The organism is Antrihabitans stalactiti, assembly GCF_012932915.1.
GTDB classification, from domain to species: Bacteria; Actinomycetota; Actinomycetes; order Mycobacteriales; family Mycobacteriaceae; genus Antrihabitans; species Antrihabitans stalactiti.
In genome coordinates this window covers 330,839-346,119 of the sequence record NZ_VCQU01000004.1, presented here as the reverse complement: position 1 = coordinate 346,119, position 15,281 = coordinate 330,839, and the positions used below count along the sequence as shown (strand labels likewise).

Below are 15,281 nucleotides of genomic sequence, written 5' to 3'. Positions count from 1 at the left end.
GGTTTAACCCATGACTCGGATCGTGATTGTCGGCGGCGGCCCCGCCGGATATGAGGCTGCACTCGTCGCTGCTCAGCATGGAGCGGCGGTCACTCTCATCGATTCGGACGGCCTCGGCGGGGCGTGCGTCTTGTACGACTGTGTGCCGTCGAAGACGTTCATCGCTTCCACCGGCGTACGCACCGACCTGCGTCGCGCCCACGACCTCGGCATCGACCTCGATCCCGAACAGGCCAAGATTTCACTGCCGCAGGTGCATTCGCGTGTCAAGAGCCTGGCCTCGGCGCAGTCCAGCGATATTCGCGCCAGGCTCCAGACCGTCGGTGTCGCTGTCTTGTCCGGCCACGGCGAATTGATCGATTCCCATCCGGGCCTCGCCGCGCACCAGGTCCGCGCAGTGCTCGCAGATGGCGAAGAGCAGGTTTTCGACGCCGACGTCGTGCTGATCGCGACCGGAGCGAGCCCGCGTGTGTTGCCGGGCGCCGTCCCTGACGGTGACCGAATTCTCGACTGGCGCCAGCTCTACGACCTCGATGCATTGCCGACCCACCTCGTCGTCGTCGGATCCGGCGTGACCGGCGCGGAGTTCGTCTCGGCATATACCGAGATGGGTGTGGCGGTGACGCTGGTATCCAGCCGTGATCGGGTGCTGCCGCACGAAGACGCCGATGCAGCACTGGTCCTCGAAGACACGCTCGCCGAACGCGGCGTGGAACTGGTGAAGGACGCCAGGGCCGACGCGGTCGAGCGGACGGATGACGGGATCGTGGTCAAGTTGGCCGACGGCCGAACAGTTGCCGGATCGCACGCGCTGATGACGGTCGGGTCCGTGCCGAACACCAAAGGGCTCGGGCTGGAGCGGGTCGGGATCGAATTGGACCGTGGCGGCTACCTGCGCGTCGACCGCGTCTCTCGGACGATGGTGCCGGGTATCTATGCAGCCGGCGACTGCACCGGGTTGCTTCCGTTGGCATCGGTTGCCGCTATGCAGGGCCGGATCGCGATGTATCACGCGCTCGGTGAAGGTGTGACGCCGATCAAGCTGAAGACGGTCGCGTCCGCGGTGTTCACGCGACCCGAGATCGCGACCGTCGGGGTGAGCCAGGCTGCGATCGACAATGGGGACGTACCCGCGCGCACGGTGATGCTGCCGCTGAACACCAATCCGCGGGCCAAGATGCTGGGTTTGCGACGCGGTTTCGTCAAGATCTTCTGTCGTCCTGCCACCGGGGTCGTGATCGGTGGCGTCGTCGTCGCGCCCGTGGCGTCGGAACTGATTCTCCCGATTGCGATGGCAGTGCAGAACAACCTGTCGGTGAACGATCTGGCGCAGACCTTCTCGGTGTACCCGTCGCTGTCGGGATCGGTCATCGAAGCGGCCCGGCAATTGATGCGACACGACGACCTAGACTGAACAGGTGTCTGCTACACCAGCCTTAGCCAGCCGACTGAACGGCATGCCGAGCTCCGCGATCCGCGATCTGCTGAAAATCACGGCTCGCCCCGAGATCATCAGCCTCGCAGGCGGCCTGCCCGATCCAGAGCTGGCGCCGCGGGAACGGATGGCCCAGGCGGCGGCCACGGCGTTGGCGGGTGTCGAATCTGTCCAGTACACCGAGACACCCGGCTGGGGTGGTTTGCGCACTGTACTGGCCGAGCGGGAATCGGCGAAATGTGGCCGACCGATTTCCGTCGACGAGATCGTGGTGACGCACGGATCGCAGCAGGCGCTCAGTCTGCTCGCACAGGTCCTGCTCGATCCAGGTGCGGTCGTCGTCGTGGAAGATCCCGCGTATATCGGTGCGCTGCAGGTATTCCGCGCCGTCGATGCGAAGATCGTCGCGGTTCCGATGGACGGCGACGGCATGGACATCGACGCGCTCGAATCGGTGATCGCCAGTGGCACGCGCCCGACCGTGGTCCATTCGGTGCCCAATTTCCACAACCCGGGCAGCCGGTCGCTGTCGGTCGAGCGTCGGGTACGACTTGCTGAGTTGGCAGATCGGCACGGCTTCTGGGTGATCGAAGACGATCCGTACGGCGAGATCTGGTTCGACGAGCCGTCGGCAGCTCCCGTCGCGTCGTACTCCGACCACGTCATTCGGCTGTCGAGCGCGTCGAAGATCCTGGCGCCCGCGTTGCGCACCGGTTGGCTGCACGGTCCGCAGCATGTGTGCCGAGCGGTCGAGCTGGTCAAACAAGGTGCTGACCTCTGTGGGTCGGCACTGACGCAACAGATCGCCGCCGAATTGCTCGCGGACACCAATTGGCTCGACGGTCACATCGCGATCATTCGGGATGCGTACCGGGGTCGGGCGAAGGTGCTCTGCGCGGCGGTCGATCGCGCATTCGGTGAGGTATCGACGCGGACCGAGGTGTCCGGCGGAATGTTCTCCTGGGTCGATTTCCGCGATGGCACCGACACTCGCGCACTGTTGCCGTTGGCTCTAGAAGAGGGCGTCGCCTTCGTTCCCGGCTCCGCTTTCGCAGTCACCGACGGTTACGAGAACTCGATGCGGCTGTGCTTCACCTCGTCGTCCGGTCCGGTGCTCGAGCAGGCCGTGGACCGCCTCGCCCGCGCGCACGCCCGCCTCCACCCGCAGTAGCCGTTGGCGCGACTACGTCGACCAGTCGTAGGTTCGCTCGACCGCCTTGTTCCATTTCCGGTAGAGGTACTCGCGCCGGGCGGAGTCCATTTGTGGCTGCCAGCGCTTGTCTTCGGCCCAGTTGCGGCGGATGTCGTCCTCGCCGGCCCAGAAGCCGACAGCGAGGCCGGCGGCATACGCGGCACCGAGCGCAGTGGTTTCGCTGACGACCGGTCGGATGACGGGGACGTCGAGGATGTCGGACTGGAATTGCATCAGCATCTCGTTGACGACCATTCCGCCGTCGACCTTCAGAGTCTTCAGCTCGACGCCCGAGTCGGCGCGCATTGCTTCGATCACCTCGCGGGTCTGAAATGCCGTGGCCTCCAGTGCTGCTCGTGCGAGGTGGCCTTTGTTGACGAACCTGGTCAGGCCTGCGATGACACCACGTGCGTCCGAACGCCAACGGGGAGCGAACAATCCGGAGAATGCGGGCACGAAGTACGCGCCGCCGTTGTCGTCGACTGTGGCTGCCAGCGTTTCGATCTCGTCCGCCGACGAGATGACGCCCAGATTGTCGCGCAGCCATTGGACCAGCGATCCCGTCACGGCGACGGCACCTTCGAGCGCGTACACCGCTGCGGCAGAACCGATCCGGTAGCAGACCGTCGTGAGGAGACCGTGCTCGCTGCTGACCGGATCGGTCCCCGTGTTGAGCAGCAAGAAATTTCCGGTGCCGTAAGTGTTCTTCGCCTCGCCGGGGGAGAGGCATGCTTGGCCGAACGTGGCGGCCTGTTGATCGCCGAGAACTCCGGCGATGGGCACTCCGGCGAGCGGACCGGAAGCGACCTCGCCGTACACCTCCGACGAGCTGCGAATCTCCGGCAGCATCGACATCGGGATGTCGAAGTCCGCGCAGATGTCGCGATCCCAGTCGAGCGTGCGCAAGTCCATCAGCATGGTTCGTGAGGCATTCGTGACGTCGGTGATGTGCGAGCCGCCGGTGAGATTCCACAGCACCCAACTGTCGACCGTCCCGAAGCACAGGTCGCCCGCTTCGGCCATCGAGCGCGCACCGTCGACGTTGTCGAGAATCCAGCGCACCTTCGGACCAGCGAAGTAGGTCGACAGCGGCAAACCGGTCTTCGCCTTGTATCGGTCGACGCCGACGTCGCCGGCGAGTTCGGTGCACACGAGGTCGGTTCGGGTGTCCTGCCAGACGATGGCGTTGTGGATAGGCTTCCCGGTGGAGCGGTCCCAGACGACCGTCGTTTCGCGCTGATTGGTGATGCCGACGGCGGCAATGTCGCTCGAATCGAGGCCCGTTCTTTCGAGGGCGTCGCCGATGACGTCACTCGTATTGCGCCACAACGTCTCGGCATCGTGCTCGACCCAGCCGGCGCGCGGAAAGATCTGTTCGTGCTCACGTTGACCGGAGCCGACAACTCGGCCACCGTGGTCGAAGATGATGCATCGACTCGAGGTGGTGCCTTGATCGATCGCGGCGATGTAGTCGTTCACACAGGCAAGCTACTAGCCTGACAATCGACCCGTCACCTATTGACAGGAGTTCGCGTTGACGAAACAGCCAGGCGCGCAGTTCCTCGGCCCGGACCAGCGCGAGCAGGCATGGGACGAACTGCAGAAACAACAGTTCGATGTTGTCGTGATCGGCGCCGGTGTCGTCGGTGCCGGTGTAGCGCTCGATGCGGCGACACGCGGTCTGAAAGTTGCGCTCGTCGAGGCGCGTGATTTCGCGTCGGGCACGTCGAGCCGGTCGTCGAAGATGTTCCACGGCGGCCTGCGGTACCTAGAGCAGTTGGAGTTCGGCCTGGTCAGGGAGGCGTTGCGTGAGCGCGAACTGTCCTTGACCACACTCGCGCCCCATCTGGTCAAACCGCTGCAGTTCCTCTTCCCGTTGACGCATCGCGGCTGGGAGCGCCCGTACGTCGCGGCGGGAATGTTCTTGTACGACCAACTCGGCGGCGCCAAATCGGTACCGGCGCAAAAACATCTCACCAGATCTGGTGCGCTGCGCCTCGCTCCCGGACTCAAGCGAAATGCGTTGATCGGGGGAATTCGGTTCTACGACACCGTCGTCGACGACGCCCGGCACACCATGACGGTCGCTCGCACGGCGGCGTTCTACGGTGCGGTGGTGCGAACGTCGACGCAGGTGGTCGGTTTCTTGCGCGAGGCCGACCGGGTATCCGGTGTGCGCGTCCACGATTCGGAGGACGGTCGTGCGGCCGAGATTCGGGCTCATGTCGTCATCAACGCGACCGGAGTGTGGACCGACGAGATTCAGGCTATGTCGCGGCAACGTGGCCGATTCCGGGTTCGCGCGTCGAAGGGCGTCCATATCGTCGTTCCGCGGGACCGCATCGTCAGTGAAGCGGCGATCATCCTTCGTACCGCCACGTCGGTGCTGTTCGTCATCCCCTGGGGGACGCATTGGATCATCGGGACGACCGATACGGACTGGAACCTCGACCTCGCCCACCCCGCTGCGACGAAAGCCGACATCGATTACATCCTGACCAGGGTGAACCAGGTGCTGGTCACGCCGTTGACCCACGCCGATATCGACGGCGTGTACGCGGGCCTTCGCCCGTTGCTCGCCGGTGAGAGCGACGAGACCTCGAAGCTGTCGCGCGAGCATGCGGTCGCGCGGGTCGCGCCAGGCTTGATCGCGATCGCCGGCGGCAAATACACGACCTACCGTGTGATGGCCGAGGATGCGGTGGAAGCTGCGGTCGAAGACATTCCGGCGCGGGTATCGCCGTCGATCACAGAGAAGGTTCCGCTCGTCGGCGCGGACGGCTACTTCGCGCTCGTCAATCAAACCTTGCATCTTGGTGAGATCTACGGACTGCACCCATACCGGATCAAACACCTGCTCGACCGGTACGGCTCGCTCATCGACGAGGTGATGGAGCTGACGGCGAGCCAGCCGGAGTTGTTGCAGCCGTTGACCGATGCGCCGTCGTATCTGGCGGTCGAGGTGGTCTACGCGGTGGTAGCGGAGGGCGCGCTGCATTTGGAGGACATCCTCGCCAGGCGCACTCGCATCGCGATCGAGTACCCGCATCGTGGCGCGAACTGTGCCGAGCAGGTCGCGAATTTGGTTGCGCCGGTGCTTGGTTGGGATTCGCGCGACATCGACCGTGAGGTCCGGTTGTACTTCGCTCGGGTCGACGCCGAAGTCCGGTCGCAGGCGCAACCGGACGACGAATCAGCCGACGCGCTGCGGGCTGCTGCACCAGAGGCGCGCGGTCAACTCTTGGAGCCGGTGCCGATCGGTCGCTGACCGCGATGCACCGGGCACTCACCGCGGTAAGGGTTGTAGTGCTTCGGATCGTCCCACTCGTCGACGGGCGGCGCGAACATGCGCGGCGCCTCCAGCAACGGGGTGTCGGCGGGGATGCGGCCTGCGGCTCGGTCCATACCGGCCAACGCGCGTGGGTGCTTCATGTACCGCACGGGAACCGGAGCCAGGGCGACGGTGGCGAGCTTGGCGAAGCCCTTGAACAACAACTCGTCCGTGCGGCTCCACTTGAAGCCCATGCGCTTTCGGATCGGTTCGTCGAACAGGCCGACGGTGATCCACGTGTAGCCGACCGCGACCATCGGCCGAATGACGTGCCGCCAGGCTAGGTCCGGAATCGGCAGGAAGGGCGGGTTCGGCAGGCCGTTCACATCGAGCACATCGCGCGTCGCCTTGTTGTCCTCCAGGACGTCGCGGCACATGTGGTCCCAGTAGACGAGGAAGTCCTCCCACGACTCCGGGACCGGCCGCATGCTCACGCCGTACATCCGGTACCACTCGACGTGCTCGTCGAAGAGTTGCCGCTTTTCGGCGTCGGTGAGACCGCCGCCGAATTTCTCGGCCACGATGATGATCCCCATGAAGAAGGTCGCGTGGGCCCAGTAGAAGACGTCCGGGTCCAGTGCGTGGTACCGGTTGCCGTTGCGGTCGACACCCTTGATGTTGCGGTGGTAGTCGCGAACCTCGGCGCCGGTCTGCGGTGCGCGGTCGCCATCGAAGGTCACGCCGACAATCGGATACACCGACCGCATCAGCCGTTCCCAGCGCTCCTTGAAGAACTCGGAGTGTTCTTCGACGGCGGCGCCCAGCTTGGGGTGCATGTTCTGAATCGCGCCGCTCCACAGCGCGATGAAGAATCCCCGGTTGTCACCGCCGTATTTCCAGGTGAGGGAATCGGGCCCCAAGGGGACCGGGCGGGCGTCGAGATCACGAGCGGCACTGCTCTGACTACGCATGTTGTCAGACTACGATTGGCAACGTCTGCAGTCAAGGAAAGGATGAAATGAGCTCGAGCGTGTCGCCGCGAAGCTGGGCAGGTGTCGGACTTGCCGAGAGGCAGGAGATCAGACGCACCGAACTCTTGCGCGTCGGAGTCGAATTGCTCGGTGCCCCAGACGGTCCTGCGGTCAACGTTCGTGCGGTGTGCAAGGCCGCGGGCCTGACCGAGCGCTATTTCTACGAGAGCTTCCCCGATCGCGATCAGTTCGTCCTGGCCGTGTACGAGCACGTCGCGGAGCAAGCACGCGATGTCCTCGTCGACGCAGTCGCGAGCGCGACGTCGCCTGCCGACCTGGCCGAGTCTGCGGTCCGGGCGTTCGTGGAATTGATCGTCGACCACCCCGCGATCGGACGGGTCTTGTTGATCGCGCCGATGGCCGACACAGCGCTGGCCGAGCGTGGCAAGCAACACGCGCCGGGTTTCGGACTACTCATCGAGGCTCAGCTATCGGAGATCGACGATCCCGAAGAGCGGCAGATGACCGCTGTCGGACTCGTGGGCGCGCTGGTCACGCTGCATGTCGCCTACCTCGACGGCGGGATCAAGGTCGACCGCGAGAAGTTCGTCCAGCATTGCGTCCGACTGCTCGTGACGGCCAACCGGCGGCGCTAGACCAGGGCCGGGTCGATCAGAATTTTCGCGTGCTCGTCGGGATTCCCGAGCGCAGTGAATGCATCGTCAACGCCGTCGAGTCCGACCGTTCCGGTGATGAGCGGCGCCGGATCGACCTTGCCGTCGGCGATCAAGTGCAGCGTGTCCTGGAATTCACCCGGGTCGTAGCCGAGCACGAAGCGAAGGTCGATCTCCTTGTTGATCGCCAACGCTGGACGGATTCGGTCCGCCTCCATGCACACACCGACCACCACGACGCGCGACAACAACGGCGCGCTCGCGATGATCTGGTCGATGATGCCGGGCACGCCGACACATTCGAAGATGACCGGGCCCGCCGGGGTTGCGCCCAACGAGTTGGCGATCCGGAAGACGTGCCACCACGGCAGTTTCGGCACCGCCCGCAGTCTGTCCATCGTGTCGAAGCCGAGGTTGAGCAACTCGGTCGCGCGCCGCAGTTCGCTGCCCTGAGGGTAGGACGTCCATGGTGACTGCTCGGCGGGATCGACGACGACGTCGGCTCCGCAGCGCTCGGCCAGTGCGCGCCGGCGCGGCGAGAAGTCGCTGGCGACGACGGTCCGCACACCCGTTGCCTTCAACATGCTGATGACGGCGAGACCGATCGGCCCGCAACCGATCACGATCGCCGTCTGCCCCTTGCCTACATCGCCGCGGCGGACCGCATGCAAGGCGACTGCCATCGGTTCGGTGAGCGCGGCATGCTCAGCCGAGAGACCGTTCGGCACGGCCATCGTCATCGACTCCTGCACGATCACTTGCTCGGCATAGGCGCCTGGTGCCGACGCCGACAGCCCGGTCAAGTGAACGTCGGTGCCGTTACGAACAATCGGCAAGGCGACCACCGCAGTGCCGGTCTGCCAGCGCTCGTGACACCCCGGACCGTATTCGGCGACCGAGCCGCAGAACTCGTGGCCGAACACGACCTCCTGGTCGGAACGCATGAAGGCGTCGTAGCCGCTTTGGGCGGTCAGGTCGGCGACCGCATCGGCGTGCACGCGCGCGTGCAGGTCCGAGCCGCAGATGCCGCAGCGCAAAACGTCGAGCAATAGCTGTCCCTTGCCTGGCTTCGGCGCCGGAATGTCGGCTACTCGCAGGCGGCTTTCGTTGCAGATGACGGCCTTCATGGTGCGAACTCTAGCCCTGGCATCGTGGGCACAAGTATGCGCGACGGTCCTGGTTCGGGTCGTCGCCGAGCTGAAACGAAATGATGTTGGCTCCGCAACGGGGGCAGGGCATTCGGGCCCGGCCGTAGATGAGGGACTGATGCCGCCGTTTGGAGATCGACATCGTCAGAAGGCGTCGGGATTCCTCGACGAGGGCGTGGAGGTCCTCGATCTCGCCGGTCGGTGTGCGTGGGTCGACGCGTCGTACGAAGCACGCCTCGCTACGGAAAATGTTGCCTATGCCTGCGAGGTTGCGCTGGTCGAGCAGCGCTAAACCTATGGGGCGCTGCGGATCCTGCAGCAACCGCCGGACCGCTTCGTCGGCGTCCCAATCGGCCCCGAGCAGGTCTGGCCCGAGGTGCCCGACCGCCTTGTCTTCTTCGTTGCGGGCGAGCACTTCGACCTTGCCGAGCGAAAACCCTACGGCCTCAGCATCTTCCGTCGCGAGGACGATCCGTGCGCGAAAGGCGGGTTCGCGCCACCGCTGACCGTTTCGGTAGACGTGCCAGGAGCCCTCCATTTTGAGGTGGGTGTGGATGGTGGCGGCGCCGATTCGCGTGAGTAGGTGCTTTCCGCGTGGGACCACCTCGTCGACCGTATGCCCGGTGAAATCGATGGTTGCGTAGCGCGGGACTCGGATATCGCAGCGCGTCAACGTCTTTCCGGCCAGCGCTTCGTGTAGCCGATGCGCGGCACGCCAGACCGAATCACCCTCGGGCATCAGTGGCGCAGCCGCAGGCCGCGTGGCGTTGGCGCGAACCCGGCGGCGACCAGCACGGGAGCCAGCGGGCTGCCGTGAATCGTTTCACCGTCGACCCGCTCGATCATCAACTTGTCGACCCGGCGATGTTTCACCAATCCGGCGAGCGCGTGTGCGGCAGCGTCGAGTACCTCCGGATCGTCAGTGAAGGTCAGCACCGTCTTTCCGCCGCGCTCGACGAACAGCGTCAGTTCGCCGTCGACGAGTGCCACCAACGCACCCGCCTTGCGGCCGGGGCGATGCCCCTCATCGCCAGCAGGCCAGGGGAGTGCCGCACCATACGGATTGGCGGGATCGGTGGCAGCGAGCGCGAGGGCGGCACCGACACCGGACCGAGTCTCGAAGGCCTTGCCGTGTTCGCGCAGCCGGTCGACGACATCTGAGGTCGAGAATTGTGCTCCGCCAAGCGTGTTGACGAAATAGCCGCGCCTACAGCGACCGCTGTCCTCGAAACCGGTGAGCACCTTGTACATAGAGGCGAAGCCGCCCACGGTCCCTTCGTTGACAACCGAGCCTCGGGTGACGACGCCGTAGCGCTCGAGAAAGATCTCGGCCGCGGCATGGGCGCGAATTGTCGGGTCGGTCTCCGGTTGCGGGAGCAATGCCCACCGGCCGGCGACCGTCGGCGGTCCGGTACGGGTGGGCATCGTAGGGCGGGGCAGCCGTCGGTAACCACGGGAGCGTGGAACTGCGCGCGGGGCACGATGAGCCGTTGTGGTGGTGCGGGTGGTACCCGACATCAACGCCCGGACCGGCGCGAAGGTGTCGCCGCCGAGGAATCCTGCCCACACCAGTTGCCACAGTGCGTCGGTGAGGGCTGCATCGTCCACAGTGCCGATTGCCGATCCGATGGAATCCGACAACTGACGAAAGAAGAAGGCTCCGCCGCCACTCAGCGTCGACAGCAGCTGGACCTGAATCTCCGACAGGTCGATCTCGGTCGCCGGTGGGAGCGTGAGTGGTGCTTGGTCGGCGAGATGCATGCAGATCCAGCCGTCTTTACCGGTGATCGCACCATGCCCCGACCAGACCACTTCGCCGGTCGACATGAGCTCGTCGAGCATGGCGGGGGAGTAGTCGGCCACTCGCGTCGACAGAATGAGCGGTTCCCACGCAGATGCCGGAATGGGCACGCCGGCAAGCTGTTCCACGACGGTCGCGACGCCGTCGATCCCGCGCAACAGTCCATCGCAGTGCTGCCAGGACGGCAAGAACCGGCCGAGCGCGGCAGTCGGGACCGGTTCGACTTCCTGACGTGCCGCGGCCAGCGATCTGCGCCGCAATCGGCGAAGGACCTCGGCGTCGCACCACTCACTGCCCGTCGTGCCCGGCCGGAATTCGCCTTCGACGACGCGTTTTTCGCTGGCGAGCCGACGCAGGACGGTCAGCACTACCGCCGTCCCAAGACCGAACCGCTCGGCGACCTGGATGGTCGTGAACGGTCCGTGGCTGCGGGCGAATCGGCCGATCAGATCGCCCAACGGATCGGCGACCGGCTCGATGAATGCGGTCGGTGTACCGATCGGGAGCGGTACGCCCAGCGCGTCACGCATGCGACTCGCGTCTTCGATCGCGATCCACCAAAGCTGGCCGAGGTAGGAAACCTGGAGCGCGCGCCGAGCACTGGCGAGTTGGGCGAGCGCTTCGGCGGCGGGCGCATCGGACCGCTCGGCGACCTCGGAAGTCGTCATCGGACCGAGCAGGCGCAACAAATCGGCGATGCCCTCGACATCTCGGGCGTGCCGGTCCGGGACGAGCCGCTGCAGCTCGGCCTCGGTGTCGGCAATGACCTTGGCGTCGAGCAACTCTCGCAATTCAACCCGACCGAGAAGCTCGGCCAGCAACGTGGAGTCGAGCGAGAGTGCTGCCGCCCGGCGTTCGGCGAGCGGACTGTCGCCTTCGTACATGAACGCACCGACGTAACTGAAGAGCAGCGAGTTCGCGAACGGCGACGGCGACGCCGTTTCGACCTCGACAATCCGAATCTGTCGACGGCCCAATCTGCCGAACAGTTCCTTCAGAGCCGGCAGATCGTAGACATCTTGCAGACACTCGCGGACGGTCTCGAGGAGGATCGGAAAGGTCGGGTACTTGCGGGCGACGTCAAGCAGCTGGGCGGACCGCTGGCGTTGCTGCCAGAGGGGAGCGCGCTTGCCTGGATCGCGACGAGGGAGCAGCAACGCCCGCGCGGCGCATTCCCGGAAGCGGGAGGCGAACAGCGATGAGCCGCCGACCTGTTCGGTGACGATGTCGTCGATCTCGTCCTGCTCGAATGCGAACAACTCGGCACCGGGTGGCTGATCCTCGGTGTCGGGAAGGCGGACGATGATGCCGTCGTCGCTGGCGCTGGGCGCGGCGTCGACCCCGTAGCGTTCCTGCAGCCGCGCCCCGATCGCCAGCGCCCACGGCGCGTGGACCGGCATCCCATACGGCGAGTGCAAGACCAGGCGCCAGTCGCCGAGTTCGTCGCGGAAGCGCTCGACCACGAGCGTGCGATCGGTGGGCACGTTGCCGGTCGCGGTGCGTTGTTCGTCGATCAGCGCGAACAGATTGCCGACCGCATTGTCGTCGAGACCAGCGTCGCGGCATTGCTGTTCCATTTCGGGGCGGGCTTTGGTTACCGCTTGCCGCAGGAAACCGCCGAGCGCTTCGCCGAGTTCGGCAGGCCTGCCGAGCCCGTCGCCGTGCCAGAACGGGAGCCGGCCCGGCTGGCCGTACGCAGGACTGACGAGCACTCGATCGAAGGTGATCTCTTCGATGCGCCAGCTGGTCGCGCCGAGCGCGAAAACGTCGCCGACGCGCGATTCGTAGACCATCTCTTCGTCGAGTTCACCGACGCGCGATTGCTTTTCACCCACCATGAACACCGCGAACAGGCCGCGGTCTGGGATCGCTCCACCGGAGGTGACGGCGAGCCGCTGCGAACCCGGCCGACCAGTCAGCGTGCCGGCGTCGCGGTCCCACACCAGGCGCGGGCGCAGTTCTGCAAACTCGTCGGATGGGTAGCGCCCGGACAACAGGTCGAGCGTCGACTCGTACGCGGACCGCGGCAGGGTGGCGAAGTTGCCGGTCCGCCGGACCGCGTCGAACCAATCGGCCGCGTCGATGGGCTCCAGCGCGCAGGCTGCGACGGTTTGCTGAGCCAAGATGTCGAGCGGATTGGTGAGCACCTTCATCGCTTCGATCTGCCCGGCAGTCATGCGCATAGACGTCACCGTGCAGTGAATGACATCGGTCCGGTGCTTGGGAAAGATCACGCCACGGGAAATCTCGCCGACTTGATGGCCAGCCCGGCCGACTCGTTGCAGGCCGCTGGACACCGAAGGCGGCGCCTCGACCTGGATCACGAGATCGACTGCACCCATGTCGATTCCGAGCTCGAGGCTGCTCGTCGCGACGACACAGCGCAGCCTGCCGGACTTCAAGTCGTCTTCGATCAACGCCCGTTGGTCTTTGCTGACGGAGCCATGATGGGCGCGGGCCAGCAGCGGCTCGGCGCCGTGATTGACCTCGCTCGGTGTGCCGATCTGCGAGGCAGGTTTGTGTTCGAGCACCACCCCCTGGCCGAGCCGTTCGGAGTAGATCTCGTTGAGCCGTGCTGTCAGCCGTTCGGACAAGCGGCGCGAGTTCGCGAACACGATCGAGGACTTGTGTTCCAGGACGAGGTCGACGATCTGTTCTTCCACGTGCGGCCAGATCGAACCTGGCACGCCGTCGGAATCGCCGAGTTCTGTCATGTCTTCGACCGGAACCCGGACCGAGAGATCGAACGTCTTCGGCGACGGCGGCGCGACAATGTTGATGGGCGCACTACCGGTGAGGAAGCGGCCGACCTCCTCGTGTGGCCGGACCGTCGCGGAAAGGCCGATCCGCTGAGCTGGTTTCGGAAGCAATTGGTCGAGCCGTTCGAGCGAGAGCGCGAGATGGGCCCCGCGCTTGGTCGCGCACACCGCGTGCACCTCGTCGACGATCACGGTGTCGACCTCGTCCAGCGATTCGCGCGCCGACGACGTCAGCATCAGGAACAGTGATTCCGGCGTCGTGATCAGGATGTCGGGTGGCTTGCGGACCAGCAGGCGCCGATCGGCCGGGCTCGTATCGCCAGACCGGACGCCGACGGATATTTCGGGCGGCTCGAGGCCCATCCGCTTGGCGGTCTGAGTGATGCCCACCAGCGGTGAACGCAGGTTGCGCTCGACGTCGACCGCCAAAGCCTTCAGCGGGGAGACATAGAGGACCTTCGTCTTGCCGCTGCTACCCCCGGCGGCCAGCTGATCGATCGCCCACAGAAACGCCGACAGCGTCTTGCCCGAGCCGGTCGGCGCGACAACCAGTGTGTGTTTGCCTGCCGCGATCGAATTCCACGCACCGAGCTGCGCGGCCGTCGGTGCGCTGAACGCACCGTCGAACCACGCTTGTGTCGGAGGTGAGAATTGCATGCCCTCATAGTGCACCCGGGCACCGACAACTACTGCCCGGCTGCCCTCGATTCCCGGGTGGCTTGGGCGAGCAGGCCGAACGTGAAGTCGACCACGGCGGGGTCCTCGAACGGCTTCCAGCGGGGCGCAAGCAACTTCATGTAGCGCTCGACGTAGAGCAGTTGCTTGCCGACCAGCACCAGCTCGCGCGGCAGCTTCGCGTCGTACGCTTTCGCGAGGTCGGCGAGCTTCTTGCCGAGTTGTAGATAGGAGACCTCGCCGAGTTCTGCGGTGCCGAGTTCGGCCGAGATGGCTCCCATCTGCGCCGCGCCCTTCGGTCGCGATGTCGCTGTGCCTGTCGCGCCGAGTTCGAACAGCGCGCGCCCTGCGGCGTCGAGGTCGTTGCGCAACATCAGGTCGACAAGGAGCTGACGCAAGATGACCCGCGTGCGGTCCTCGAAGCGACCGACGATGCCGAAATCCAGAAACACGACGCGACCCGCGCTGTCGACCAAGACGTTGCCCGCGTGCAGGTCACCGTGGAATATCCCGCCGCGAAAAGCGGACTCGAGCAACGACAGCAGCAGCGTGCGGAGTACGGCAACACCGTCGTGTCCGCCGGCGCGCACTGCCGCCACATCATCGATCCGGACAGCATCGATGTGCTCCATCGTCAGCACTCTGCCGGTGGTGAACTCCCAATAGACCTTGGGTACGCGGACCTGGGCAGCGAATCGAGAGGAGCCGAGGCTGGCGAGCCATTCCTGCATCGACTTCGCTTCGGTCCGGAAGTCGAGCTCGTCGTGGAGGTTTCCCGCGAAGTCGGCGACAACTTCGGTGGGATTGAGCATGCGACCGTAGCGCGACCACTCCAGGACCGAGGCGACGCGGTCGAGGATCTGTAGGTCTGCCGCCAACCGCGCTTTGATCCCCGGACGTTGGATTTTGACGACGACCTTCTCGCCCGTCTTCAAGGTCGCGAAATGAACTTGGGCGATCGACGCCGAGGCGGCCGGGGTGTGATCGAAGGTTGCGAAGATGTCTTCCGGCGGTGCGCCGAGTTGGTCGGTGATCAGCTCGCGAATGTCGTCAGGCGCGGCGGGCGGAACCCGGTCCAGCAAGGTCCGGAACTCGTTCGACAGCACCTCGGGAAACACGCCAGGACTGGAGGCGATCAACTGGCCGAGCTTCACATAGGTGGGCCCGAGTGCGGCGAAGCGGTCCCGGGTCTCGTGTGCGATAGCGGCTGCCGTCTGCTTCCGACGAATCTTCGCGCCCACGACGTGACCGGTTCCGAGCGCCGCCTGCCAAGCAGTGGCACCGATGCGAGCGACTTCAGTCGTGACAGGTACTTTCCGTAACACCGCCTTGGCGGCCGATCGGTTTTCCATCCC

The 15,281-nt window shown here is 65.3% G+C and carries 10 protein-coding genes; 4 read left to right on the top strand and 6 right to left on the bottom strand.

The annotated features are described in order from the left end of the window. Nucleotides 1-10 precede the first annotated feature (10 nt). Complete coding sequence (locus FGL95_RS13960; protein ID WP_169587706.1) at nt 11-1,414, top strand: NAD(P)H-quinone dehydrogenase; 1,404 nt, start codon at nt 11-13, stop codon at nt 1,412-1,414. A gap of 43 nt (nt 1,415-1,457) precedes the next feature. Further along, the gene (locus tag FGL95_RS13955; RefSeq protein ID WP_169588209.1) at nt 1,458-2,606 is read left to right on the top strand and encodes an aminotransferase-like domain-containing protein; all 1,149 of its coding nucleotides are present in this window, start codon (nt 1,458-1,460) and stop codon (nt 2,604-2,606) included. Nucleotides 2,607-2,618: 12 nt separating this feature from the next. On the opposite strand, the gene glpK is transcribed toward FGL95_RS13955, so the two are convergent. Next, entirely contained in the window at nt 2,619-4,106 is a 1,488-nt protein-coding gene (gene glpK / locus FGL95_RS13950; protein WP_169587704.1) for a glycerol kinase GlpK, read from the bottom strand. Nucleotides 4,107-4,161: 55 nt separating this feature from the next. On the opposite strand from glpK, the gene FGL95_RS13945 reads away from it, so the two are divergent. Further along, nucleotides 4,162-5,895 carry a glycerol-3-phosphate dehydrogenase/oxidase gene (locus tag FGL95_RS13945; protein ID WP_169587701.1) on the top strand — a complete coding sequence of 578 codons (1,734 nt, stop codon included), beginning with the start codon at nt 4,162-4,164 and terminating at the stop codon, nt 5,893-5,895. Here FGL95_RS13945 and FGL95_RS13940 read toward each other — a convergent pair. Next, entirely contained in the window at nt 5,862-6,869 is a 1,008-nt protein-coding gene (locus FGL95_RS13940; RefSeq protein WP_169587699.1) for an oxygenase MpaB family protein, read from the bottom strand. The genes FGL95_RS13945 and FGL95_RS13940 overlap by 34 nt on opposite strands. 47 nt (nt 6,870-6,916) lie before the next feature. On the opposite strand from FGL95_RS13940, the gene FGL95_RS13935 reads away from it, so the two are divergent. Next, on the top strand, nt 6,917-7,525 hold the full coding sequence (locus FGL95_RS13935) for a TetR/AcrR family transcriptional regulator (protein WP_169587697.1): 609 nt from the start codon (nt 6,917-6,919) through the stop codon (nt 7,523-7,525). On the opposite strand, the gene FGL95_RS13930 is transcribed toward FGL95_RS13935, so the two are convergent. The 4 genes from FGL95_RS13930 to FGL95_RS13915 are packed head-to-tail and all read right to left on the bottom strand — an operon-like array spanning nt 7,522 to nt 15,278. After that, on the bottom strand, nt 7,522-8,670 hold the full coding sequence (locus FGL95_RS13930; protein WP_169587695.1) for a zinc-binding dehydrogenase: 1,149 nt from the start codon (nt 8,668-8,670) through the stop codon (nt 7,522-7,524). The genes FGL95_RS13935 and FGL95_RS13930 overlap by 4 nt on opposite strands. A 10-nt stretch (nt 8,671-8,680) precedes the next feature. Beyond that, complete coding sequence (locus FGL95_RS13925) at nt 8,681-9,430, bottom strand: DNA-formamidopyrimidine glycosylase family protein (RefSeq protein WP_169587693.1); 750 nt, start codon at nt 9,428-9,430, stop codon at nt 8,681-8,683. After that, nucleotides 9,430-13,908 carry an ATP-dependent helicase gene (locus FGL95_RS13920; RefSeq protein WP_169587691.1) on the bottom strand — a complete coding sequence of 1,493 codons (4,479 nt, stop codon included), beginning with the start codon at nt 13,906-13,908 and terminating at the stop codon, nt 9,430-9,432. The genes FGL95_RS13925 and FGL95_RS13920 overlap by 1 nt, the downstream gene beginning before the upstream one ends. Before the next feature lie 29 nt (nt 13,909-13,937). Next, complete coding sequence (locus FGL95_RS13915) at nt 13,938-15,278, bottom strand: ABC1 kinase family protein (protein WP_169587689.1); 1,341 nt, start codon at nt 15,276-15,278, stop codon at nt 13,938-13,940. Nucleotides 15,279-15,281: the final 3 nt, after the last annotated feature.